This is a genomic window from Anaeromusa acidaminophila DSM 3853, from assembly GCF_000374545.1.
GTDB lineage: Bacteria > Bacillota > Negativicutes > Anaeromusales > Anaeromusaceae > Anaeromusa > Anaeromusa acidaminophila.
In genome coordinates this window covers 37,778-60,745 of sequence record NZ_KB894600.1, presented here as the reverse complement: position 1 = coordinate 60,745, position 22,968 = coordinate 37,778, and the positions used below count along the sequence as shown (strand labels likewise).

18 protein-coding genes are annotated in these 22,968 nt (G+C 48.6%); 17 read left to right on the top strand and 1 reads right to left on the bottom strand.

The features are described 5' to 3' along the window. Window positions 1–30: 30 nt before the first annotated feature. A complete protein-coding gene (locus C508_RS0113370; RefSeq protein ID WP_018704075.1) occupies window positions 31–660 on the bottom strand; it encodes a GntR family transcriptional regulator in 630 nt (209 codons plus the stop codon). A 351-nt stretch (window positions 661–1,011) separates the two neighbouring features. On the opposite strand from C508_RS0113370, the gene C508_RS0113360 reads away from it, so the two are divergent. From C508_RS0113360 to C508_RS0113280, 17 genes are all read left to right on the top strand, one after another. Continuing rightward, on the top strand, window positions 1,012–1,515 hold the full coding sequence (locus C508_RS0113360) for an L-2-amino-thiazoline-4-carboxylic acid hydrolase (RefSeq protein WP_018704073.1): 504 nt from the start codon (window positions 1,012–1,014) through the stop codon (window positions 1,513–1,515). 35 nt (window positions 1,516–1,550) lie between these two features. Continuing rightward, a complete protein-coding gene (locus C508_RS0113355; RefSeq protein WP_018704072.1) occupies window positions 1,551–2,816 on the top strand; it encodes an L-cysteine desulfidase family protein in 1,266 nt (421 codons plus the stop codon). Between the two features lie 39 nt (window positions 2,817–2,855). Continuing rightward, window positions 2,856–4,091: an MFS transporter gene (locus C508_RS0113350; RefSeq protein WP_018704071.1), complete on the top strand. Its 1,236-nt coding sequence runs from the start codon at window positions 2,856–2,858 to the stop codon at window positions 4,089–4,091. A gap of 153 nt (window positions 4,092–4,244) precedes the next feature. Next, the gene (locus tag C508_RS18610; protein ID WP_018704070.1) at window positions 4,245–4,931 is read left to right on the top strand and encodes a L,D-transpeptidase family protein; all 687 of its coding nucleotides are present in this window, start codon (window positions 4,245–4,247) and stop codon (window positions 4,929–4,931) included. A 209-nt stretch (window positions 4,932–5,140) separates the two neighbouring features. After that, a complete protein-coding gene (locus C508_RS0113340) occupies window positions 5,141–5,704 on the top strand; it encodes a hypothetical protein (protein WP_018704069.1) in 564 nt (187 codons plus the stop codon). Between the two features lie 65 nt (window positions 5,705–5,769). Further along, window positions 5,770–6,780 (top strand): amidohydrolase family protein, encoded by a 1,011-nt coding sequence (locus C508_RS0113335; RefSeq protein ID WP_018704068.1) that lies wholly within the window; start codon window positions 5,770–5,772, stop codon window positions 6,778–6,780. A 339-nt stretch (window positions 6,781–7,119) separates the two neighbouring features. Next, window positions 7,120–8,319 carry a helix-turn-helix transcriptional regulator gene (locus C508_RS18605; protein WP_018704067.1) on the top strand — a complete coding sequence of 400 codons (1,200 nt, stop codon included), beginning with the start codon at window positions 7,120–7,122 and terminating at the stop codon, window positions 8,317–8,319. Window positions 8,320–8,438: 119 nt separating this feature from the next. Then, entirely contained in the window at window positions 8,439–9,632 is a 1,194-nt protein-coding gene (locus C508_RS0113325; protein ID WP_018704066.1) for a hypothetical protein, read from the top strand. 15 nt (window positions 9,633–9,647) lie between these two features. Next, a complete protein-coding gene (locus tag C508_RS0113320; RefSeq protein ID WP_018704065.1) occupies window positions 9,648–10,433 on the top strand; it encodes an acetoacetate decarboxylase family protein in 786 nt (261 codons plus the stop codon). A 31-nt stretch (window positions 10,434–10,464) separates the two neighbouring features. After that, the gene (locus C508_RS0113315) at window positions 10,465–11,271 is read left to right on the top strand and encodes an SDR family oxidoreductase (RefSeq protein ID WP_215731975.1); all 807 of its coding nucleotides are present in this window, start codon (window positions 10,465–10,467) and stop codon (window positions 11,269–11,271) included. A 277-nt stretch (window positions 11,272–11,548) separates the two neighbouring features. Beyond that, window positions 11,549–13,753 (top strand): autotransporter outer membrane beta-barrel domain-containing protein, encoded by a 2,205-nt coding sequence (locus tag C508_RS18600; RefSeq protein WP_018704063.1) that lies wholly within the window; start codon window positions 11,549–11,551, stop codon window positions 13,751–13,753. Between the two features lie 292 nt (window positions 13,754–14,045). Continuing rightward, complete coding sequence (locus C508_RS0113305; protein WP_018704062.1) at window positions 14,046–15,920, top strand: coiled-coil domain-containing protein; 1,875 nt, start codon at window positions 14,046–14,048, stop codon at window positions 15,918–15,920. Window positions 15,921–15,949: 29 nt separating this feature from the next. Beyond that, the gene (locus tag C508_RS0113300) at window positions 15,950–18,277 is read left to right on the top strand and encodes a glycosyltransferase (protein WP_018704061.1); all 2,328 of its coding nucleotides are present in this window, start codon (window positions 15,950–15,952) and stop codon (window positions 18,275–18,277) included. Next, window positions 18,240–19,286 (top strand): hypothetical protein, encoded by a 1,047-nt coding sequence (locus tag C508_RS0113295; RefSeq protein WP_018704060.1) that lies wholly within the window; start codon window positions 18,240–18,242, stop codon window positions 19,284–19,286. Before C508_RS0113300 ends, C508_RS0113295 begins: the two co-directional genes overlap by 38 nt. Further along, the gene (locus tag C508_RS0113290) at window positions 19,283–20,692 is read left to right on the top strand and encodes an MBOAT family O-acyltransferase (RefSeq protein WP_018704059.1); all 1,410 of its coding nucleotides are present in this window, start codon (window positions 19,283–19,285) and stop codon (window positions 20,690–20,692) included. The genes C508_RS0113295 and C508_RS0113290 overlap by 4 nt, the downstream gene beginning before the upstream one ends. Window positions 20,693–20,702: 10 nt before the next feature. Further along, complete coding sequence (locus C508_RS18595; protein WP_018704058.1) at window positions 20,703–21,911, top strand: alginate O-acetyltransferase AlgX-related protein; 1,209 nt, start codon at window positions 20,703–20,705, stop codon at window positions 21,909–21,911. 67 nt (window positions 21,912–21,978) lie between these two features. Further along, window positions 21,979–22,956, top strand: coding sequence for a glycoside hydrolase family 5 protein (locus tag C508_RS0113280; RefSeq protein ID WP_245553739.1), 978 nt, complete (start codon window positions 21,979–21,981; stop codon window positions 22,954–22,956). Window positions 22,957–22,968: the final 12 nt, after the last annotated feature.

Genomic DNA, 22,968 nt, shown 5'->3' with positions numbered 1-22,968 from the left:
TCGGGAGGACGTGCGCGCCGGCTGCTTAATTTAAGAAGCGGGAGGGCTAAAAGAAAGCATCAGATGTTCAATGTCAGCTTTTAAAATGGATACGGCCATTTTAATTTCGCCTTTTTCCAGATAATCGACCAAGGCTAAATGCAGGTCCATCGAAGCGGAGTGCTGCTTTTGTACAAAGAAGATCGTTTGGATGTTTAAAGCGTCTTCTAATAACTTATATGCGTAATGATTGCCGTAGATGGAAAAAAGCTTTAAGTGGAATTCGCAGTTGTAGCGCCAATGCGACATGAAATCGCCGCTGGGGCAGTTGTTGTAGTTGATGCAGATGCTGCGCAATTCTTGGATCCACGCGGCATCGATATAACTGCGGTACATTTCCAAAAAAGAACATTCTAAAGCCGAACGGAAGCGAATGACCTCCAGCAGCTGCTCGGCGCTTGGCTGGAGAATTTTATAGCCTTGCCGCGGAATGCTGGACAATAGACGCGTGCCTGTTAACTGGGTCAGGGCTTCACGGATAGGGGCGCGGCTGACATTATATTTTTCCATGAGGAATTTTTCGGTCAGGATGGTATCGGCGGGATAGTTGCCGTTGATGATATCAGAAAAAAGATCGTTGTATACTTGCTGCTTTAGCGAGTCGTTAGGATGTTTCGTCATTGTTTATCTCCTTGCTATGCTACTTTTATTATAGGGTTAAAGAAAAGGCAAGTCAATGAAGGCGAGAAGAAAACGTCGAATTCTAGTCATATCACGAAAATTAGTAAAAGTACAACTTTTGTAAACATAAAATGAATAAAAACGTTAATTTCAAAAGAATTTTGCTACACAATGAGAAAAGACAGAAAATATATTGATTAAAGAATTAAGTCGTGATATGATTACGACAAGCAAAGTGCTGCAGAACCTTGCTTGTTATAACTTTAAAAGCTATGGAATATGGTTTTTTGTTGTTGTTGTGATCATATCAAATGCCGTTTTGGAGTTTTCAATTTTGAAAGGAGAATGACAATGATTGATAACAAAATTAGCATTAAAGGCGACGCGGTGGTAGATATTCAAAGAGGGGCTATCGGTCATCGGGCTACCTGGACGGGCCTAACGTATACGCATGCTTGCAAAGCTGGCAAGGCGAAGGAAATGGAAGAAATTATTCGCGCGGCTATCGCGGAAACGGGATTGATCCAAGGCGCGGAAATTAAAGCGCAGTGTCCGGATCCGGAGGATGTGACTTCTTTTGCGGATACGTTTTTCTCTCCGAACGTGGTTAAGACCTTTGAAGTAGAATTTAAAAGCAAAAGCGCAGATCGAATTGATCTGGAGTTTCATCATTGTCCTCTTTTGAAAGCTTGGCAGGATTTGGGATTTGACGATGAAACCTGCGAGAAGCTTTGTGATATGGCTATGGACGGCGATCGGGGCATTGCCAAAGCCATGGGTTATGATTTCCATCTGGGCGATACCATTGCTAACGGCTGTCCTACCTGCCAAATTTCTTTCTTTAAAAAAGCATAGAGTCGTTTTGACAGGCGGGAGAGGAGCAGGTAAGTATGGATGCAAAGCAATATGACAATTATTTGACCATCTTAAAAGGGGAATTGATTCCGGCCATGGGCTGCACCGAGCCGATTGCCATCGCCTTTGCGGCGGCAAAAGCCAGAGAAGCGTTGGGCCAGATGCCGGAGGAAATGCTGGCTCGCTGTAGCGGCAATATCATTAAAAATGTGAAGGGCGTTGTTGTTCCTAATTCGGGAGGGCAAAAAGGCGTAGCCGCTGCTGCGGTAATCGGGGTTGTCGCCGGTCAGGCCGAACGGGAACTAGAGGTTATCAGCCAAGTGACGCCGGAGCAAATAGAAATGGCGCGTCAATTGACGGCGCAGGGCATTTGCCGTTGCGAATTGGAAGAGGGAGAGGAAAATCTCTTTATCCGAGTGGAAGTCAAAGCGGGTTTTCAAACCGCTGCGGTAGAGGTGAGAACAAGGCATAATCACATCTGTCGTATCGAAAAAAACGGAGAGCTTCTTTTCTCGCAGCCGGAACTGGCGACCTCAACTTTTGGAGATAAGAGTCAGCTTACGATTCAGGACATCCTCTGTTTTGCTGATGAGGTACGACTAGAAGATGTACGAGATATTATTTCTAGACAGATTGCTTGCAACTCCGCCATCTCGGAAGAAGGTTTGAAAAATCCCTGGGGAGCGCAGGTGGGACGTACCTTTTTGGAAAGCGGCTGCGACGATGTGCGAACGAAGGCTCGCGCGGCGGCGGCGGCCGGCTCCGATGCGCGTATGAACGGTTGTGCTATGCCGGTAGTGATTAACTCCGGCAGCGGTAATCAGGGAATTACCTGTACTATGCCGGTGGTCGTATACGCTCAGGAACTGGGCATCGGCGAGGAACGGTTGTACCGGGCCCTTGTCTTGGCGAACCTTCTTTCTCTGCATCAAAAGCGCTATATCGGCAATCTTTCAGCGTATTGCGGCGCTGTTTCCGCTGGAGCGGCTGCGGCCTGCGGCATTGCGTATCTGCAGGGCGGCGATTATGACGTCATCGGCAGGACCCTGATTAATTCGTTGGGGAATGTAGGCGGTATTGTCTGCGACGGTGCGAAGGCTTCCTGCGCGGCGAAAATATCCAGCGCCGTAGATGCCGGGATTATGGGGTATGAGCTGGCTAAACGGGAGCGATTTTTTCCCTTTGGCGAAGGTTTGGTAGAGAAGGATTATGAGCAGACTTTGCGAAATATTGGACGCATGGGCTGCTGTGGTATGAAAACTACTGATGTGGAAATACTCAATATTATGATTGGAAATTGAGTGGTAAAGGAATAATCGATATCTACGGGAGGAACGCATATGAAAAAGCGCTGGCTTGTTTTAGGCGTCTCATGGATCGTGTTTTTCGTAGCTTTTTTGGATCGAGTCAATCTTTCAGTAGCTATGCCGTTGATTTCGAAGGAGTTTTCTTTGTCTCCTGAGCAGGTAGGCTATTTGTTTAGCGCATTCTTTATTTCCTATACGGTATTTCAAATTCCTGGCGGTTATTTAAGCGATAAAGTAGGGCCGAAAAAGGTGCTGTTGGTAGCGCTGATTTGGTGGTCTATTATGACGATGGCTACCGGCGTGGCGCGGACTTTTTCGCAATTTTTCATTGTTCGCGTGCTTTTTGGCATTGGTGAAGGGATGCAGCCGCCCTGTGCTTTTAAACTCAACAGCAACTGGTTTCCGAATCAGGAACGGGCTACGGCGAACGCCATCTTTACCTCGGCTTGTTCCTTCGGACCGGCGATTGCGCCGTCCATTGCGGTGGCAATTATTGGCCTTTGGGGCTGGCATGCGTTGTTCTACATTTTCGGGGCCTTGGGCTTTCTTGTTCTGCCTTTGCTGTACTTCTTTGTGAAAAACTCACCCGAAGAGGACCCGGATATTTCCAAGGAAGAGCTGGAATATATTAAAAGCGGCCAGGCGGAAATTGTTACGCAGACGGGAGATTCGGAAGAAGTGGGCTTGATGAGCGTACTCAAGAATCGCAACATCGTGCTTTTGGCGCTCACGTATTTCGGCTTTATGTGCGCCTTCTTCGGTCTTCTTTCTTGGCTGCCCAGTTATCTCGTGAAAGCGAGAGGCTTTGAGCTGGTGAAAATGGGGATTTTTTCGGGACTGCCCTTTTTGGCGCTGGGCATTGCCCAACCCTTCGGCGGTTGGCTGTCCGATAAGGTGTTCAAAGGGAAGCGCAAAACCCAGGCCATTGTGGTAAATCTGGCTGCAGGCCCGGTTTTGTACGGTGTCGTAGCGGCGCCGACGGAAACGATTGCCATGGCTCTTCTGGTATGCACCGGCTTCTTGGTGGGTATGGCCTTTGGTCCCTTATGGGCGATGCCGATGGAATCGGTAAAACGCAGCTATGTGGGCATGGCTACAGGCGTGATGAACGCCGGCGGCAGCATCGGCGGCATTCTATCACCTATTATCATCGGCTATTTGGTCGGCATGTCCGGCTATAACGCAGCCTTTGTCTTCATGGGAGGAGCGCTGGTGTTTACGGCATTGGTAGTATCGCTGGTCAAATTGCCGCCAAGAGCGGAAGCATAAGCGACGGAATGAAAAAAACATGACCTTCCCTTTCAAAACAGAAGGGGGAGGTCATGTTTTTTCGTTGCTGGCCAGGGAGGAAAAGATAACGTACAATTAAAATTGTAAAAAAGCGGTAAAATTTGCTTGTTGAGAGTGAAGGGGGAGTCTAATTTGAATTGCAAGTATCGGTTGCTTGCTTGGCTGTTGTTTTGCGCTATGTTTTTTCTGTTTGGTCCAGTTGGTAATTATAGCGCCGAGGCGGCGAAGCATGTAGAAGCGCCGCCAGAGGATGTAGCGCCTATGGATGTACGTCAACTGCTAGTCGTACGATCTGACAGCAAAAACAAGCAGGCAGGTACGTTGACGGCATGGCAGAAAAAAGAGGAAAAATGGACCTTGAGATACAAAGACATACCGGTCAATCTTGGGCGAAGCGGCGTGGTTTCGGCTTTGCAAAAACAAGAAGGAGACGGTGCTACGCCAGCGGGCCTGTACAAGCTGCGCCGAGCTTTTGGCTATGAACCGCTTTCTATAAGCATGCCCTATATACAAGTGACGGAGCAACATCATTGGATTGATGATGCGTCTTCGCCTTTGTATAATCAACTGGTTGTGGGAAAAACAGAGGCAAAATCCTATGAAGAGATGCGGCGCAAGGATGATTTATATAAATTAGGTTTGGTTATTGAATATAATACCGAGCCGGTTGTGGCAGGCAAGGGAAGCGCCATTTTTATGCATATCCGTAAAGGGCCGGGAGTTCCTACCAGCGGTTGTATTGCCATGGAGGAAAAGGATATAAAGAAGATCCTCAAATGGCTGAAACCGGAGCAAAATCCGGAAATTCTTATTGAGTAAAATAGATGCTAGTCTAAAATGCTTGTTGGGAGGATTTGGAATTTTTATAGCGAAAGCTATAATTGTTACCAGGTAAAATCGGTAGGTTTAGATGTGGGGGGCATTGCGAGAGGAGCTTCACATTAATTGCTTGGCTCAATATGTGAAGGAATCTTCCTGGTGTCGTTAAGATGTAAGATGGCAGTGATAAAACAAAAAGGAGAGAGGGCATGAGCTTCTGGTCGATGGTTTTGGCATTTGCACCGTGGATATCCTTTAAGATCATCATTAGTTTACCTATCATGACACAGGTGGTCATGATTAAAACGGGAATTATTATAGCCGCTGCTATTTGTACATACCAAGCCTGGATTGGCTTGCACCGCGGAGCGCTGTTATGGGGCGGTCTGCTGTTTTTTGGCTTTGCGCTGATTACGGTTCCGGTTATGAATAATGTTTGGGTGATGCAGCATTTGGGCGTGCTGTCGCATGGTACGCTGGCTTCCTTTACCTGGGCGTCTATTTTGTTGAAGAGGCCTTTTACCATGGAATATGCAAAGCAGCGAGTGGATCCTTCTCTCTGGGCTGAACCGAGTTTTATTCGCAAGAACAATATTATAACTGGTGTATGGGGCTGCGCGTTTGCGATCAGCTTTATTAACGCAGCCTTGAAATTGACGCTTTTTCCGGCAGAGGGCGCTCTTTTTGAAATTATTGATAATGCGATGTTGCTCGGTGCAGCGCTGTTTACCTCTAAGTACACAAAAACGAAACCCGAAACGGCTGCGCAATGAACTTTTGATAAAAATGTTTTTGCAGATTGAAGATGGAATGAATTCGAGAGTGGGGAGGTAACGACGTGAATTGGACGGTTCTAGCATCGTTTCTTTTAGCAGGATTCTTTCTTTGCGGCTCTTTTGCGGAGGCGGCTTCTGATAGCAGTGAGAAGGTGCAGCTTTTTCGTGTCTTTGAACAGCGGATTAAAAATGTGGAAAGCTCAGGCCAGATGCCGATTATTGATGTGGAATTCCACTGCGGTAAAAAAATAGACCTCAAAGAACTCACCGTTAAAATGGATGCAAATCATGTTGCTTTAACGTGGCTGGGGCCGACGGAAGGCTTGGGAGATGAATATTCGATACAAGCTAACCAGAAATTTCCTGAATATTTTGTGCCAACCATCATTCATGGTGATGGACGGCGTTGGCATGGTAAAGATCCGGGGTTATTGGATGTATTGGCCGACGATGCTCATACAGGACGATATTTTGCAATGGGTGAGTTCGAAGCCCGGCATTATGTATCTGATACAAACAATCGGAATGTGCATCTTCCGTTGACGAGTCCGTCCTTTCATCGAATTTTTCAACTTTCGCAAGAAACGGGGCTGCCGTTTTTGATTCATCATGAAGCGGAAGACGCGATGCTGCCAGAAATGGAAAGCATGCTGCAGCAATATCCTGGGGCTAAGGTGATCTGGTGTCACGTAGGAAGAAATCGGAACTATGCAACATGGAGTCGGTGGCTAGGGACGAAAACGGTGCGCGATTTTCTAGAGAAGTATCCTAACTTGTATTTTGATTTGGTGCAATCTCCGCCGAACTCCAGTCCGTTTGGTTATCGACAATGCATTATGTATGATATCAATGGAAATACAGTTTCACTAAATCGTGAGTGGAAGAAACTCTTTATGGATTTTCCGGATCGCTTTGTCATTGGCAGTGATGTTAATGGAGGACGCTGGGAACAATATGACGATGTATTCAACAGGCTGCGTGCAATAGTGTTGCAGGCTTTGCCGCGGGAAGTCGCGGAGAAAATTGCCTATAAGAATGCATGGAAATTGATGAATGGCGAGGAATGGAAGTAATTAAGACATAAAAGCAAAGACTATGCTTTATGAAAATGAGCCAAGTGCCACCCGTTGGGAACGACTGCAGTACCATTGTGTTTGGCAACGCTCAGGCAGTAACGCTGGCTAGGAAAGACGAAATACAAACCTTTTTTAGAATGTAGTGAAGCTCGGTCAGTGTGGTCGGGCTTTTTTATTTGTAAAAGTCAAGGTGATTTCAGAAGTTATGTTAGGAATTTGCAGGAACTTTATATATTTACGGTAAATAGTATGAAATGAAAAAATAAAATTAGAATAATGGAATGAATCAATAAATGAGAGTACATCACGTGAAACTTGTGTGATAGGAGAAGAAAGATGGATTCACAGTGGATGACGGCGCGGCAGGCGGCGGAGCGGTGGGAGGTATCCTTGCGATACGCGCAGCGGTTACTGGCTGCCGGAAAAGTGCCGGGAGGGAGAAAATACGGACGGTCTTGGATTCTTCCGCTTAATACACCTAAACCAAGCATTTCGTCTCAGGCGCCGCTGTCTGCGAAAGCGCCAGGCGTGCTTCGAGTATCTTTTTTGTGGGATGGTCTTTTACCGGAACAAGAATTAGATACGGCGGTGCTTTCCCTAAAAAATGCGGCCATACGCAATCAATATTTGGGGGAAATTGCCTATATGCGCGGCGAATTTGTCCAGGCCAAAGAGTTTGCTGCCAAAGCCTTCACCTCTGATCAGCCTGTGTGTATTTGCGCATCCTTGTTTTTGTTGCTTGTTGCCATCAGCACTAACGATTTTGCGTTGTATAGCCGGGTTGAAGCGTCTCTTAAAGAACTTATCGAGAGTGATGCGGATGCGGACGTGGCCGTGCTGGCAGAGGCGGTTTTAACTACGGTGGCGGTGGGCATGTTTGCGCCGGCCATGGTACCAAGCTGGATCCGGGAAGGTGATTTTTCACGCTTGCCGCAAGAGGCGATTCCTTTTGGTTTGTACTTGCAGGTGAAATATCTGCAAAACCTGGCGGCTTATCCACAAATGGCTGCGGTTGCGCAAACTACCTATAATCTCTGCAAGGGACAAAGCGTGATGATGGACGTCTATTTGCTGCTTATGTGCGGTGCCGCCTGCGTTGGTCTCGATGACAAAGAGCGGGCGCGCGGCTATTTGCTGGAAGCGCTGGCAATTGGCATGCCGCATCGTTATATTACGCCGTTTGTGGAAAATGTTTCTACTTTTAACGGTCTTCTTGAAGAATGTGTCCAACAGCATTACCCTGAATGGTACAGACCCGTACTGGAACAGTGGAAACGAACCTGGAAGAACTGGGCGGTGTTTCATAACCGCTTTGCCCAGGATCATGTGCCGCTCATCCTTAATCTGCGGGAATATCGGATTGCTACTTTAGCGGCAAATCGTGTTCCTTACGCCCGGATTGCAGAACAAGAGAGGCTTTCTGTGGGCAGGGTGAGGAACATTATGCAGGAAATCTATTGTAAGTTGTTTGTGCGCAATCGGGATGAACTTGCGGCATTGGTACTGTGGACTCCAAAAACCGTGACATTTTCATAGCGAAATAGCACTGTTTGCTTATTTTATAAAAGCCTATACTAATGGTAGTATAGGCTTTTATAATTTTATCTGTTTTGTGTTTCCTGGCGGCTTTTCTATTTAGAAAGGAGGCGGTTAGGATGGGGGCTACGCGAGTGGTTTCTTGCTTGCTGCGGCAGCCGTATTTTCCTTTGGAGACAGGGATTCTCGGCCTGGGTGGTATGATTTTGGCTATTGCGGCGCTGCTTTTGGAACCGGCGGTACGAGGTTCTTTCCCTTACTACGTCAATGGTCTGTATGGTTTATTGCTGGTGCTCTTTGCCTTTCAGATTGTAGCGTTAGGGAAGACTCCCCTTGGAGAGTTCGGCCGTTCTTTTGTGGTGCTGGCGGGCGGCGGCGCTGTCGCTGCCGTAGGGGTTACGGCTTGCTGCATTCCTTCGTTTCAGCAGATTCCACGGCTAGTGTTGCTGGCTTGTTTTGGCGGCGGCTTTGTTTTATTGCTACGGTTGCTGACGGAACGGGAAAGGATACGCCAATGGTGGGCGCTGGGCGGTATTTTTCGACATTTGCTTTTTTCCAGTAGTGCGGTCTATGTGCTCTCCATGTTGACCGCCTTGATCTTGTGGCAGGAAGAAGGGGCGTTAGCGGGCGAAGCGGCTGGAGTGCTGTCTTTGTATGCAATCGCATTGTTCTATTTGGCTGCGGTGCTGCGCAAAATTTACTTTCGTTACCCTGGCTCGGATGCTCCTAAGCCGGGAGGAACGGAACTGTCGGCTGCGCAGGCGGTTTTATTGCTCCTAAGTCTTTTTATGATCTTGCTGGGGCTGCTGCTGGTGCCGGTGAGCTTGGGGTGGCTACCGTTTTCTTCTGGTGCTCAGCTTGGATTGCTAATGGTATTTTTTTCGCTGCAGATGCTGGCAGTGGGAGAAACGCCATTGGGGCCGTTTCCACGAAATTGGCTGCTTTTGGGCTGCAGCATACTCTTTGCGGCGGCTGGCCTCATTTCCTGTTTGCTGCCTGAGTTGCTGGTGGCTCCTTTGACACTATGGGTAGGAATGTTGAACATTACGAACGGTTCGGTGACGCTGCGAAACTGTTGGCGAACGGCTAGACAGCCGGGAGAAACACCTCCGCCTCAAATTGCTTTGGTAGGAGGACGCTTGTTTAAAGCACAGCTGCTCCTGGGCTTGCTGGCGCTGTTGTTCGGTACGTCCATGCTGCTGCCCGGTTTCATTCCAGAGCTGGTGACCGGTTTGATTCTGGCGGCCAACGGCGCGGCGCTGTTCGGTTTGGTATATTTGCTGCTCAAGCTGGAAACGCTTTTGCGATGCTAAAAAGGAGGGGAAAGCATGTTCAAGTTTGACGAGAAAAAAGCCTATCGAGCGCCTGTCAGTTTTTCTGGTTATGCCTTTGATCCGGATGCCAAAGCGGTTTACGGCGATGTGACCACTCTGGCGCTTACCTGTGAGACCGAAGAAGAACGCCTCGGCGCGTACTTGCCGGAAGGGTTTTCTTGTTCGGCACAGCAGCTCCAGATTGTGTATTCCCAAAGCCGCGAGGTGGAATGGATGGGAGGCTCCGCCTACAATTTGATCATGGCAGGCGTACCTGTCCGGTATCAAGGGAAGTGCGATACTTCAGAAGGCGTGTATGCGCTGGTCATGTGGGAAAACCATACGGTGCCGATTTTGACAGGTAATTTGGCGATGGGAATTCCCAAAGTGTTTGCGGATATTCAAGACTTGCATCGGCATCAAGACTCCTGCTGGACCAATGCTAGCTATGAAGGGCATACCTTTTTGGAGCTTCAAATGCAGGGCTTGCAAGCCTTGCCGAGCGACCAGGCTTCGTTTGGCGAGCAGGTGGTGAATTTGTTCGGCTGGCGCTATGTGCCGAAAGTCGGCGTGCCTGGGGCTGATTTGAGCCAGCCCATTGAATTTCCCCAGCGAATTACCACGGTGCAGGTGTGGAACGGCATCGGCGGCATAAAGTGGACGAAACTCACCCGGCTGCAGCATCCGGCGCACAGCCATATTATCGCGGCGCTGGCGGATTTGCCGGTGAAAAGCGTGAGTGCCGTATTGACGAAGGGGAGCATGATTCTACAGGAGGGACACGGGCGAGTACTGGCGTAGGAAAAAGCGGTTAAGAAAGCGAGGGATGGAGATGAAAGGGTATTACGAGGGAAAAGCGGCGGTTATTACCGGCGGCGCTTCGGGCATTGGTCTGGCGCTAGGGGAACTGCTCTTGTCGTTGGGGGCGAAAGCGGTGGTGCTGGCGGATGTCAACGCCGTAAAGCTGCAGGCGCAGAGCGAGAGGCTGTCGCAAGCGTATCCCGGCAAGGTGCTGGGCGTAGAAACCGACGTTACTTCTCAGGACGGCGTGAAGGAACTGATTGCCAGGGCGGCGGCTTTTGGCGGCGGACGGCTGGATTTGCTCTTTAACAATGCAGGGATAGGTGCGTTGAAGTCGTTCGAAAAAACAACAGACGAAGACTGGAAATTGGCCTTTGACGTAAACTTTTACGGCGCTCTCTACGGAATCCGCGCCGCGCTGCCCATCATGCGCGCCCAAGGGGGCGGGCATATCGCCAACACCGCTTCGGGCATTGTCTTTGTGCCCATGCCGGAGCAGACCATGTATAGCGCTACGAAATCTGCGCTTATGGGGCTGGGAAGTTCACTGCGTTATGAGCTGTGGGACGACAATATCCGCGTGTCTACTATTATTCCTGGGACGGTCATTACGGCCATCTGGGATGGCGTCAAGCCGCCAGCGGAAGCAATCACGCCAGCGCAAGCGGCGGCAGGCATTCTTGCGGGAGTTGCCCGCAACGAAAAGATTGTCATTGTTACCGAGCAGGACCGGCAAGGTGCCCAAAATGCCTATGCTCCGGAACGACAGGAAGGGATTGACGCCTATATGGTGAATATAGCCCGCAAACGCAAAAAAGGCATAATGAACGAGTATTAGAAGACGCTTTAACTGTGTGAAAAAAACAGAAGGAGTGCGCTTGAACGGCCAAGACTTTACGCCTGATTATGTGAGGAAAATGGCGGATGTCGGTTTTCTTCAGAGATGATACTCCAGACAGAAGCCTTAAAAGCGGCGCAGTGAGCGATAGCAGCCGCTGAAAAATAGTGATGTTTTTACCTGGAAACATCACTACCAAATACAGGAAAAAGAATCTATACTGACTAAGTATAGATTCTTTTTTTGTTCTAAATACCAACGCAAAGGAAGCGGTAGCATGCGAAAAATAAAAAGGGCTCTGCAGAAAAAAGCCGCCTTCTGGGCAGCCTTGAGCCTGGCAGCGTTGCTGCTAATGCCGCAGGCGGCAGAGGCGGGGGAAACGAGGACGTATACCGGCGATGGAAGTTTGCTGCAGGTTATTGATGGACGGGCAAATTCTTTTGGGCCGGCGGACCTGGCGAATGTCAGCGGGAACACGATTAGTGTTGATTATAGCTCGGGTACGGATCCAAACTATGTTTTTGGCGCGTTTAGTAACAGTGTAGGGGTTAGCTCCAATACTGTGGTTATCACTAGCGGCAGCGTATCTAATTCGGTTTTTGGTGGAGAATCAACTTGGGGGGACTGTGCCGACAACCGCGTAATCATCAGTAAGGGCAGCGTATCTTATCCGGTTTATGGTGGAAGCTCAGCTTATGGGGAGTGTGTCGGCAACAGCGTAATCGTTAATGGAGGCAGCGCGCGGGCCGTTGTCGGTGGACATTCTCAAGAGAAAAGTGCTGCAAACAATTCGGCAACTATCAACGGCGGCTTGGTCAATGATGGTGTTGCGGGAGGGACTTCTATTCTTGGCGATGCTATCGGCAATACAGTGACTGTTAATGGTGGCAAAATAGAGAATGCTCAGAGCGGCTTTTCAGGCGGCAACGCCTCTGTTCACGGTAATTCTATGGGGAACAAGGTGACGATCAATGGCGGAATCGTAGACTTATGTGTCGAGGGTGGTACTTCTGCGTATGGCAGCGCCACAGGCAATTCTGTTGTCATCAGTGGTGGAAGTGTAGGCGGAGATATTTATGGAGGAAGAGCTTATCGTGACAGTGCAACTGGCAACAGCGTGACCATCAGCGGTACTCCTACTCTAAACGGTATTTTGTATGGAGGGTATAAAGACTCTGGAAATGGCGATATCTGGACCGGCAATACATTGAATGTCAAGACCTCCGGTATGAGCGCCAAGGGCGTCGCCAACTTCCAGTACTACAATTTCTACTTGCCTGTTACCCTTGTCGCCGGTGGCACCATGCTTAGCGTAATAGATGCTGTCGTCATCTCCGGCTCCACTATCGGCGTAGGCATCAATGGCAGCACCACGGCGCTTCGTTCGGGAGACCGAGTCACGCTGCTTTCTGCCGGCGGCGGGCTTACTGCCGGTGGTATTAATACTCGGGCAGTTGGCTTGCAGGGGATCGCGCGGATTTATGATTTTGATTTGACCACAGATGCTAGCCATTTGTACGCAACTGCGGTCAGTGAAGCGCGGAGCAATCCCCAAGTAAAAGCTTTGAGCGAAGGACAGGCCAGCACGGCGGCTTTCTTAAACCAGGGCGCGGACATGCTCACCGGCCAAGGGTTGCAGAATGCCCGTGGCGCCAGTACCGGGAGTGGCGGCCAGCTCGCAGGCTTTGCGGCCTTTGGCGGCAGCAGCCTGCGCTATGAAACAGGCTCCCATGTGGATGTCAACGGCTTTTCGCTGGTAGTCGGCGCGGCCAGTGAAAAGGAAAACGCCCAGGGCACTTTTGCGCGCGGCCTTTTTGTGGAGCACGGCTGGGGCAGCTACAGCACCTACAACAGCTTCAGCAACGCCGCGTCGGTTAAAGGCGACGGCGACACCCAGTATACCGGCGCAGGCTGGCTGGGGCGGTGGCAGAAAAAAAGCGGCCAGTATCTGGAAGGCTCGCTGCGGGCCGGACGGGTGAGCAATAAGTTCAGCAGCGGCGACATCGGTGCGGCGGGGACGAACTCCTCCTTTGACGTCAGCGCTCCTTATTACGGCTTACATATCGGACTAGGCCAAGAAACCGACCTGGGCAACCATAAAAAACGTGATATCTATGCGAAGGTGCTGTGGACGCACCAAAACGGCAGCAATGCCACCGTGCAGGGCGACAACTTCCGCTTTGACGCTGTGGAGTCCCTGCGCGTCCAGGCCGGAACCAAATGGCTGCACAAAACCAATGAAAACACCACCTTGCGCGCCGGTTTAGCCTACCAGTATGAACTTGGCGGCCAAGCCGACGCCACCGTAAACGGCAGCGCCGTGGAAGCGCCAAGCCTCAAGGGCGGTACGGGCATCTTGGAGGTGGGCCTGACCAAAGAAAGCAAAGACGGCAAAGGTCCGACCTTGGATTTTGGGCTGCAGGGCTTTTGCGGCAAAGCGCGCGGGGTAGCCGGCACGATGCAGGCTTCCTGGAAATTTTAAACGGCAGTGAAGCTCGGCCATTTTGGCCGAGTTTTTTTGTTCAAAGATCGGTGAGGAAACTGTATGGACGGAGTTTCTTATAACAATGAAGATAAAATTAATAATGAGATATTGACTTGCAAATAAGAATTGTTTATTGACAATATTTAATTGAATTTTTAGAATATAATTACAGAATATAAGTCGAAAAAGTTTTCTCAAAGATAGTTATGGTAAAGTGAACATTGAGAACGTATCTTTTGAGAGTATAGTTAGTGAAGTCTTAAATTAAAAGGGAGTATATGTAAACTTTATGAAGAATAAAAAGTACTTCACAAAAGTTATGTTGCTTTCAAGTCTGTTGCTCCTTGACCAATCTATCGCTTGGGCTGATACGGCGATTAGCGTTCCCAAGGATGTCCGAGAGACGATTGAAAATGCCAAGAGCGATTTCAATAATCTCGAGGCTCGTAAAATCCAGAACGAACGCGAAGCTGGTTATAAAAAAGATGCGTCAGACTGGGTAGAAAGAGCGGGGAATTCGGTAGCGCAGCTTAAAAGCGATCTGCAGAGCGCCAAAGCGAGGCTTGAACGGGCCCGCCTGGAGATTGAGCAGGCAGCCGTTGCGAAGGAAGAGGCGCAAGCCTCCCTGAACGAGGCGAAAATACGGCAGCAAGCCATGCAGCAGCAGGTGCAAGACGCTTACGATGCGGCAGCGGCTGCTTCGCAGAGAGCCAATGCCCTAGTACGCGCTTCCTGGGACAGAGAAGCGGAGATTCAGCGGCTGGTCGACAGCGGAGCCGCACTGCCTGGCGCACCGGAAGAGTATATTGTGGATTGGTCTGCGACGGTTCGCGCGCAGAATCGGGCGGAGCAGCTTCTGGCGGACGCTCGTCGTTTGGATGCTGAAAATGCCGGAAGTGATTGGCGGCTGGGAGAGAAGACCGATAAGCTGATTGCTGCGGAGAGTCGCTCAGCTAGTGCGAAGCAGGAACTTGCCTTTGCCATGGAAGCGGAAGCTGCTTATACTGAGGCGTTGGGTAAGGCCGAGGATAACCTGAGTCGTGCTGTATCTATGCAGGGCGACTTATTGTACAAGCTGGCTCATCCCAGTGTTTATTCATTTTCTGCGTTTGATACAGGGCTTAATTTTTATTCCTGGCGAAGCGGCAGTGGCAGCGGCTATCAGATGGTGCAGCCCTGGCAATATAGGTTTGGGAAAGACAGCTATTCGTTTAGGCTGTCTACTGCCTATGTAATGGCTCATAACGGAGCAGCCGGGCGGGACGGCAGTATCAATACCTTGGCGGATACAAAGATCAATCTGTTTAAACGGGTGGAACATAAACAGTACAGTGTTGACTATCTTTTTAATTTGACTTTGCCCACGGGAAGCGCCAGTCTAAACGCTAAACAGCGCAATGCAAGAATGTCGGACGATCTAGTTGAACTTGATCCCTATGGCAAGGGCTGGCAGATGACGCCGGGGATACAGATGAACTGGCAGCAAAGCGAGACGATTAAATGGACCGCAGGAACGGGATATCTCTTTGGTCGATCATACGACCAAACGAGTGACATTCCCGGTGATACGGTTTCGCCTGGCTACGAATGGCGAAAATTTCTGAGGTATCAGCTAGCGGAAAAGAAGCGACAGTTTGTGGCGGAAATCGTCAATACCAGTTATGGGAGAACTACGTATCAAAACAACAATTCCTATCATTTAAAAGACGGCTGGAACTATCGATTGACCTATAATAAGGTCTTGGATGATACGAAGGAATTACTGTTCTACTACTGGCTGGAAAACGCAGGGCGAAACGATCAAGGCGCACAGAATACGAATAATGCCTATACGCAGTATTTCGGAAGCGCCTGGAGCAAGAAACTGAATGCAAAAGATACCTTTAAACTATCCTTTGATGTGATGCGTACCAATGGGAACCGTTATGACGGTCTTCAAAGCTATACGGACGCGTTGGGAAATCCTCAATATTACTATGTTGAAGTTATGGGGCGTACTAAATATACGTTTTCTCTGGGATACGAGCGAAAAATAAACGCGAACGATCGGTGGTCAGCAGCGCTTCAGTATTTCAAGATGAGAGATGGCGCTTCTACGATTGGCGATGCGCCGAAGAACTATAACGGTTTCAATCTATCTTTGTTTTATCATAAAGCGCTGTGAGGCTAACGCTGCGGAAAGGATGGTGCTGCTTGTATACGATTCCTAAAAGCAATAAGAAGTTTGGCAAGCTTTTGTTTGTAGCTACCGTTCTTTCGACCATTATTTATATGGCGTGGCGGATTATTTTCACGATTCCCCTTGATCTGGGATACTGGGCTTTGTTTTTTGGTTTGGGGCTGGTGGTTGTAGAATTTGTCGGTATGTTGGAGGCCTTCGAGCACTACTATAATATGTCTCATATTGAAACCCTCAAAAAACAGAAGCCTCCGGTAGACTGGTATCCACATGTGGATGTACTCATTGCGACGTATAACGAACCTCCAGCTCTTCTGGAAAAAACCATTAACGGCTGTATTAATATGGAATATCCGGATCTGAGCAAGGTGCATATCTATGTCTGTGATGACAATCGTCGCGAAGAAGTAGAAGCGCTGGCGAAAAAAATGGGTGTTAACTATATCAAGCGCCAAGACAACAAGCATGCTAAGGCCGGTAACTTTAACAATGCCCTTGCGGTGACGTCTTCGCCGCTGATTGTTACGCTGGATGCGGATATGATTCCACTTCGTACGTTTTTAATGACCCTTATTCCTTATTTTTATGCCGAAGAAGTGGTGCGCCAAGAGCGGGAGAAGAATTCGCGCATTCCGGAACTTAAAATAGGCTTTATTCAGTCGCCGCAGTGCTTTTACAATCCTGATTTGTTTCAATTCAATCTCTACTCGGAACAGGACATTCCTGACGAGCAAGATTATTTTTATCGCGATGTGCAAATTTCCCGAAACCGTAGCAATACGGTTATCTATGGCGGCACCAATACGGTCATTTCCCGGCGGGCCTTAGAGGATGTCGGCGGCTTTTTTACCGGTGTTATTACGGAAGATTTTGCCACGGGTATCATGATTCAACGAAAAGGATACCGTTGTTTTGCTGTTGACGAAGCAGTAGCGACCGGACTTTCTCCTGACGATTTAAAGAGCTTGATTAGTCAGCGGCGTCGCTGGGCCAGAGGCTGTATTCAGACCTTGAAGGCGACTAATTTCCTTTTTGGTAAAGGATGGTCGTTAGGGCAGCGAATTGGCTATTTGTCATCCGTTCTTTATTGGTATGCGCCGATTAAACGCTTTTTTTACATTGCTTCGCCGATTGCGTTTGCCGTATTCGGCATTACGGTTGTCAAATGTACGATTTACGAGGTGCTGCTGTTCTGGCTTCCTATGTATGTTCTGCAGTCCCAGGCGTTAAAGAGGCTATCGGGCAATATACGCAATACCCGCTGGACCAACGTGTACGAAACCATCATGTTTCCGTTTCTTTTTGTAGCAGTGATTATGGAAACGCTGGGCATCAGTATGCGCAAATTTGCGGTTACGAAAAAAGACGGTGTGAAAGAGGATCTTCGCAGTTATCAGTATATAAAAGGACTTCCGCATTTGCTCTTGGCTATATTTACGGTGCTAGGTATTGTAAACTGCATTTACTACACCTTTGCTACCGGTTCTATGACCTATTTTGCAATCATCTTCTGGCTGGTCATCAATCTGTACAATTTATTGATGGCCGTATTCTTTACCTTTGGGCGCGAAGTCAGGCGGGCCAGCGAGCGTTATGTGGCTGACTTGTCGTGCGGCATTTCCTGGCGTGGTTTTGCGTTGGTAAGCCGGACGATTGACATTTCTGAACATGGATTTTCTACGGTATTTCCTCAACCGCAATACATTCCGGACGATGTGGATCTGGAAGGATACCTGGCTAATGATCGATTTCGTGCGTCCTTTACCTGCCGAATCGTAAAAGTGACGTATGTTCGCGGAGAGTACCATTATGCATTTCGTATTGTCGAGCCAGCTGATTTTACGAATAAAATGGCGCTGTACAGCATTGTGTATGACCGGCTGCCGTCATTGCCGGATGAGCTGGTATCGTCCATAAGCCTGCTGGATGATCTGGTGAAAAATATACATCGTAGGCTGCCGCAAGAAGATTATTCCAATCGCAGGCTGCCGCGCATTCAAGTCAACCGGTTATATGAAACGCTGGCTGGCGATGTAGTGCGGCTCGTCAATTTTAACTATATGTATGCGTTGGTGGATTCGCCGGAGAAATCGGAAACACCAGAAAAGATGACTATTTTGGTTAGTGAAAGTATTTCCTTTATATGCTCATTGATGCGCAAGGACGTAGACGGCTGTTCGTTGTATCAAGTGGTGAACTTTAAGGATTTTGTTTACTTGCCGGGCTTCTACGAGGTACTGAGCCAATGGACCGACGAACATGGTAATCATATGTATCCAAGCGTACAAACGGAGAAGAAGGGAAATGAAATACGTGATTTTGATGAAAGAGCGTATATATAAGCTTCTGTTTTTAACGCTTCTGGCGATGCTGTTTACCTTTTCGGCTATCGCCGCCCCTGTGTTGCAGGGAACGCCAAAACTTCACACTTCGGAAGCCGTTCATTTTACCCTTGCACAGCAAGGCGGCGCGTATTTGCTCAAGGGGGACACCCGGGGTCTTCCGCAGGCAGACTATACGCTGACCTTCGCCATGTACGGCTTAACTCGCTGGGGCGGCTGCGACGCAGTAGCCTTTGCCATTGAAAACAACAGCAATGTAGCGGTTAGGCCGGAGCTGTCGGTAAAATTAAGTCCGTTAGTAGTATTAAAAGCAGTCGGTCCTTGCCAGTGGCAAGAGGAAAACCAGCCGCCGTTGGTGGTAATGCCTCAAGACGGGGGTGTGGCGGTTCCGCCGAGAAAACGAGGTCAGCTCATTGTGCCCTTTGCCTCCTTGCAGTATCGGGGCAAGAATTACCCGGTTGACTACTTCACGGCTTGGACGGTGGATTTTCATGTGCCTCAGGAGGCTGTGGTGGATCTGCGGCTTGAAAATTTCTTTTTGTACCCGCAAGGTAGTGCCTTAGTCAAGAATATTGCGCAGGCGCCTTCGATAACCGGGGAAGATTCCCTGCAAGCGCCGCAGCGAGATGCGGAAAGTATTGCTCAGTATCGCCTGGACAAGAACCTGCCGGGTACGTTCCAATTGGCTGCGCCGTATGGAGGGGTTTCCATTAGCGAAAACGGCAAGCTGAGAATAACCAACCAAGCCGCCGCAGGAAAGGTAAGAATTCTTGCGCTGCTTCCCAATGGCCAGCAAGTTGCTAAAGATGTGTTTGTTCAGGCAGACGCAGCGGCTGGCACGGTTGCTGCCGAAAAGACGGCGGACTCTATAGCGAATTTGTTTTTTCAGGAGGATTCCTACCGGCTGTTGCGCTATATGCTGCTCGTTTTGGCGGCGGTAGCAGGTATAATTTTGTTTTACGGAAATAGAAAGCTGCGGCGGAAAGCGGAGGAAGTGAACCAACAATGATGTTTTCCAGCATTGCCTTTATCGTATATTTTTTGCCGCTGGTAGTGGCGATCTGCTACGTTCTAAAATATCGTCCGGTGCAGAACCTCTTTTTGCTGCTTGCCAGCTTGGTTTTTTATGCCTGGGGCGATGTGCAGGGAACGGTGTTTTTACTTTGCTCTATGGGAGTGAACTATTTGTTCGGCGTAGCGATAGTGAACAATCGGCGTTATGGGAAATATACCATGTATGCTGGAGTCGCTTTCAATTTGTGCGGCCTTATCTATATCAAGTACACTGGCTTTCTGCTAAATAGCATGGAATGGGGGCTGCTTTCTCAGATTATTCCTAGTTTTGCATTGCCGCTGGGAGTTTCTTTTTATACGCTGCTGGCTATTTCGTATTTGATAGAAGTGTACCGTAGAAATGTGACGTATCCGGAAAATCCTGTGAATGTAGGTTTGTATCTTTCCTTTTTCCCGACTGTAGCGGCAGGACCTATTATAGGTTATCAGCAATTTGAGCCGCAGCTGCTTCGGCGCAAAGAAACTACGCGTGCTTTTTCTACTGGCTTGTGCCGATTTGTTCTTGGGCTAGGAAAAAAATTATTAATTGCCAACAACCTGGCCGTTGTAGCGGATCACGCATTTGCTATGAGCGCTTCAGGAGCTATCCCCATGTCCTTAGCCTGGCTGGGGGCTATATCCTTTGCACTGCAGATTTTCTTTGACTTCTCCGCTTATTCGGATATGGCAATTGGCTTAGGGCGGATGCTGGGCTTTGACTTGCCGGAAAACTTCAATTACCCCTACATGGCTGCGACGATGACCGAATTTTGGCGGCGCTGGCATATGTCGCTGATAGGATGGTTCAAGCGCTATGTGTTTATTCCATTAGGCGGTTCAAGGGTGAAAAATACGGATCTGCTGATTTATAATCTCTTTATCGTATGGGTGTTGATTGGAATATGGCATGGCGTCGGGTGGAATTTTTTCCTATGGGGTCTCTTGCAATTTCTGGCTATTGCGGCGGAACGGCTTCTTGAAATCTTTGATAGGGAAGAACCATATTTCTGGCAGTATCTTTATGTGTTCTTTTTTGTCTGCATTTCCTGGACCTTGTTTCGCTCGGAGTCTTTACTGGCGGCGGGGGTTTACTTTAGCTCCCTTTTTGGCAGCGGGGGATTGTGGAGCGACTATGTCTGGATGTTTTTAAAGGAAAACCTACTGACCTATGTCTTGGCGTTCCTTTTCATGACGCCTGTTGCCAGACGTTTTAATACTTGCGTAGTAAATGGCGTATATGAACGATATGGTAAAGCCATCATGGTTTTTTATCCGCTCTTTCTCCTATTGGTTTTTTTGCTTTCCTTTGCAGTTTTGCTGAAAGGCCCCTATATGAACGCCGGACTCGCATTTGTGCGCTAGGGGGGATATGATGATAAAAGAGTATTTTTTAGCTAAAAGCATTGCCGCTGCAGTGATCGCCGTTCTATGGGGCGCTCTTGTCTGCGGCAGCATCGCGTCCTTGGCAGGACAGTCGATACCGTCGCTCTTGCCTTTGAGAGAAAACGAGGCTGTTTTTGATAAGGCGTATATGACCAAGATCAATGGAACGTTGACGGAAAATGTGCTAGGACGCTCTGTGTTTTTGAATTTGTACGGCTTGCTGCAACGGCTTCTGGACAAGAAAGAAGAGAGCAATTTTGAAATCGTCAAAGATGAGCAGGGCTTTGGCCATTATATGTACTTTGGTGAGAAGGGAAGCTTCGATTCGGAACTGGTAGAGCGTGTGGCGGCACTGCAAGCTGCGGCAGCGACCCAAAACACAAAGGTAGTTTCCGTGATTCCCCTGGATCGGAGCATTGCCGGTTACACTACCTTTGCCAAAGGGCTTCCAAACGGCTATTTTAATGAGCGCGGGGATTTATACGCTGCCGCATTGCAAGAAAAGGGAATTCCCTACTTAGATCTTAGGGAAGCGGCAAAAGAAAGCGCTTTAGATCCAGCTGGGCTGTTTTTTCGTACGGATCACAATTGGCGGGTGGAGACGGCGTTTTGGGCGTATGTGGAGCTGGCTCATTATCTGGAAAAAACACAAGGCTTTCAGGCAGATGCTTTTTATCTGAACAAGGCAAACTATAACTTTATCCGTTACTCCGATTACTTAGGCGCGATGGGCCGAAAAACGGGAAAATTTTATCTGGGGCTGGATTCGTTTACTCTGGTTTATCCAAAGTTTTCTACGAACTTTTTCCTTGAAATCGATGAAGGAACTAATAAAACGACCTCTTATGAGGGGCGTTTTGAAAAAAGTCTGCTGTCTCAGTATCCTTTTGCAACGGAGGCGGATCTCTTTGACCCGTCCAAGGACAAATATTCGGCGTATTTGCATGGGTACTATCCGGTAGGACATATTGTGAATAAGAACAACCCTGCTGGACCCAAAGCGCTCTTTATAAAGGATTCCTTTGCGCATCCGGTTATCGCGTTTTTTGCTAATTTGTGTTCGGAAGTATGGATTATAGATCCCAAGCAGTACAAAGGCAGCTTGGAAAGCGTTATGGCAGGAAAGCGAATTGATTATGTATTTTTACTGTTTTCTCTGCCGGATACCGTGAAAGAAGCCGTACCGCTCTACCGATAAGCGGCAGTGCGGACGCATGAAAGCTAAGCGGTGCTGAAGAGCGAGAAAGGAGGCGCGTTAATTGCAAGTGTTCATTTTTCTAGTTGGGTTTTTACTTGCTTTTTCGGGAGCGCGGGTTGGTTTTGCAGAAGCGGCGATGCCTTTTAGTAAAGCCATCAACATCGGCAACGCCTTGGAAGCCCCTAAAGGAACTCCTTGGGATGTTACCTTGGAAAACGAGTATTTTACAGTTGTAAAAAAGGCGGGCTTTGACTGTGTCCGCTTGCCGGTGCGGCTTTCGGATTATGCCAAAGATCAGCCAGGGTATGTGTTGGATGAGGCCTTCATGAAAAAACTGGATGGTCATATTCGTTATGCGCTGAAGGAGAATCTGTATGTTATTCTTGATTTTCATCATTTTGATGAAATCATGAAAGACCCAGTGCGGTATCATGACGTGTACCTGGCTGTGTGGCGTCAAGTGGCGGAGCGGTATAAAAACTACTCGGACCGTTTGGTCTTTGAGGTTTTGAACGAGCCGCATGATCAACTAGGCGGTGAGCTGTGGAATGAGTATCTGGCGGAAGCTGTGACGATTATACGCAAGAAAAATCCCCGGCGCTATATTATTGTCGGCGGAGATTCATACAATTCCATAGATAGTTTGTCGCGGCTGCGCTTGCCGGATAGTGAAAAGCTGATTTTAACGGTTCACTACTATGAACCGCCGGAGTTTACCTTTCAAAACCACCAATACCTTGGATATGAAAACTATAAGGACGTAGCCTGGACTGGTTCGGAGGAAGAACGGCGGTACCTAGCCAGGCGTTTTGACGTGATAAAGCAGTGGGCTCAGGAACAGCAGATTTCAGTTTTTCTGGGCGAGTTCGGCGTCAACGAAAATGTGCCCGAAGATATGCGCGCGGCGTGGACGACGGCGGTGCGGCAGGAGGCGGAAGTGAATGGCTTTTCCTGGGGGTACTGGGAATTTGGTTCGTTTTTTGGCGCCTATGACATAAAAAAACGACAATGGAAGCCTTTTCTTTTAGATGCGTTATTGAAGTGAAATTTTAAGAAG

What these genes read in the sequence shown, in the direction of transcription:
- C508_RS18600 (WP_018704063.1), top strand. Translation starts at nt 11,549, where the DNA reads ATGCGAAAAATAAAAAGGGCTCTGCAGAAAAAAGCCGCCTTCTGGGCA.
- C508_RS0113360 (WP_018704073.1), top strand. Translation starts at nt 1,012, where the DNA reads ATGATTGATAACAAAATTAGCATTAAAGGCGACGCGGTGGTAGATATT.
- C508_RS0113350 (WP_018704071.1), top strand. Translation starts at nt 2,856, where the DNA reads ATGAAAAAGCGCTGGCTTGTTTTAGGCGTCTCATGGATCGTGTTTTTC.
- C508_RS0113340 (WP_018704069.1), top strand. Translation starts at nt 5,141, where the DNA reads ATGAGCTTCTGGTCGATGGTTTTGGCATTTGCACCGTGGATATCCTTT.
- C508_RS18595 (WP_018704058.1), top strand. Translation starts at nt 20,703, where the DNA reads ATGATAAAAGAGTATTTTTTAGCTAAAAGCATTGCCGCTGCAGTGATC.
- C508_RS0113305 (WP_018704062.1), top strand. Translation starts at nt 14,046, where the DNA reads ATGAAGAATAAAAAGTACTTCACAAAAGTTATGTTGCTTTCAAGTCTG.
- C508_RS0113290 (WP_018704059.1), top strand. Translation starts at nt 19,283, where the DNA reads ATGATGTTTTCCAGCATTGCCTTTATCGTATATTTTTTGCCGCTGGTA.
- C508_RS0113370 (WP_018704075.1), bottom strand. Translation starts at nt 660, where the DNA reads ATGACGAAACATCCTAACGACTCGCTAAAGCAGCAAGTATACAACGAT.
- C508_RS18605 (WP_018704067.1), top strand. Translation starts at nt 7,120, where the DNA reads ATGGATTCACAGTGGATGACGGCGCGGCAGGCGGCGGAGCGGTGGGAG.
- C508_RS0113315 (WP_215731975.1), top strand. Translation starts at nt 10,465, where the DNA reads ATGAAAGGGTATTACGAGGGAAAAGCGGCGGTTATTACCGGCGGCGCT.
- C508_RS0113325 (WP_018704066.1), top strand. Translation starts at nt 8,439, where the DNA reads ATGGGGGCTACGCGAGTGGTTTCTTGCTTGCTGCGGCAGCCGTATTTT.
- C508_RS0113295 (WP_018704060.1), top strand. Translation starts at nt 18,240, where the DNA reads ATGAAATACGTGATTTTGATGAAAGAGCGTATATATAAGCTTCTGTTT.
- C508_RS0113320 (WP_018704065.1), top strand. Translation starts at nt 9,648, where the DNA reads ATGTTCAAGTTTGACGAGAAAAAAGCCTATCGAGCGCCTGTCAGTTTT.
- C508_RS0113355 (WP_018704072.1), top strand. Translation starts at nt 1,551, where the DNA reads ATGGATGCAAAGCAATATGACAATTATTTGACCATCTTAAAAGGGGAA.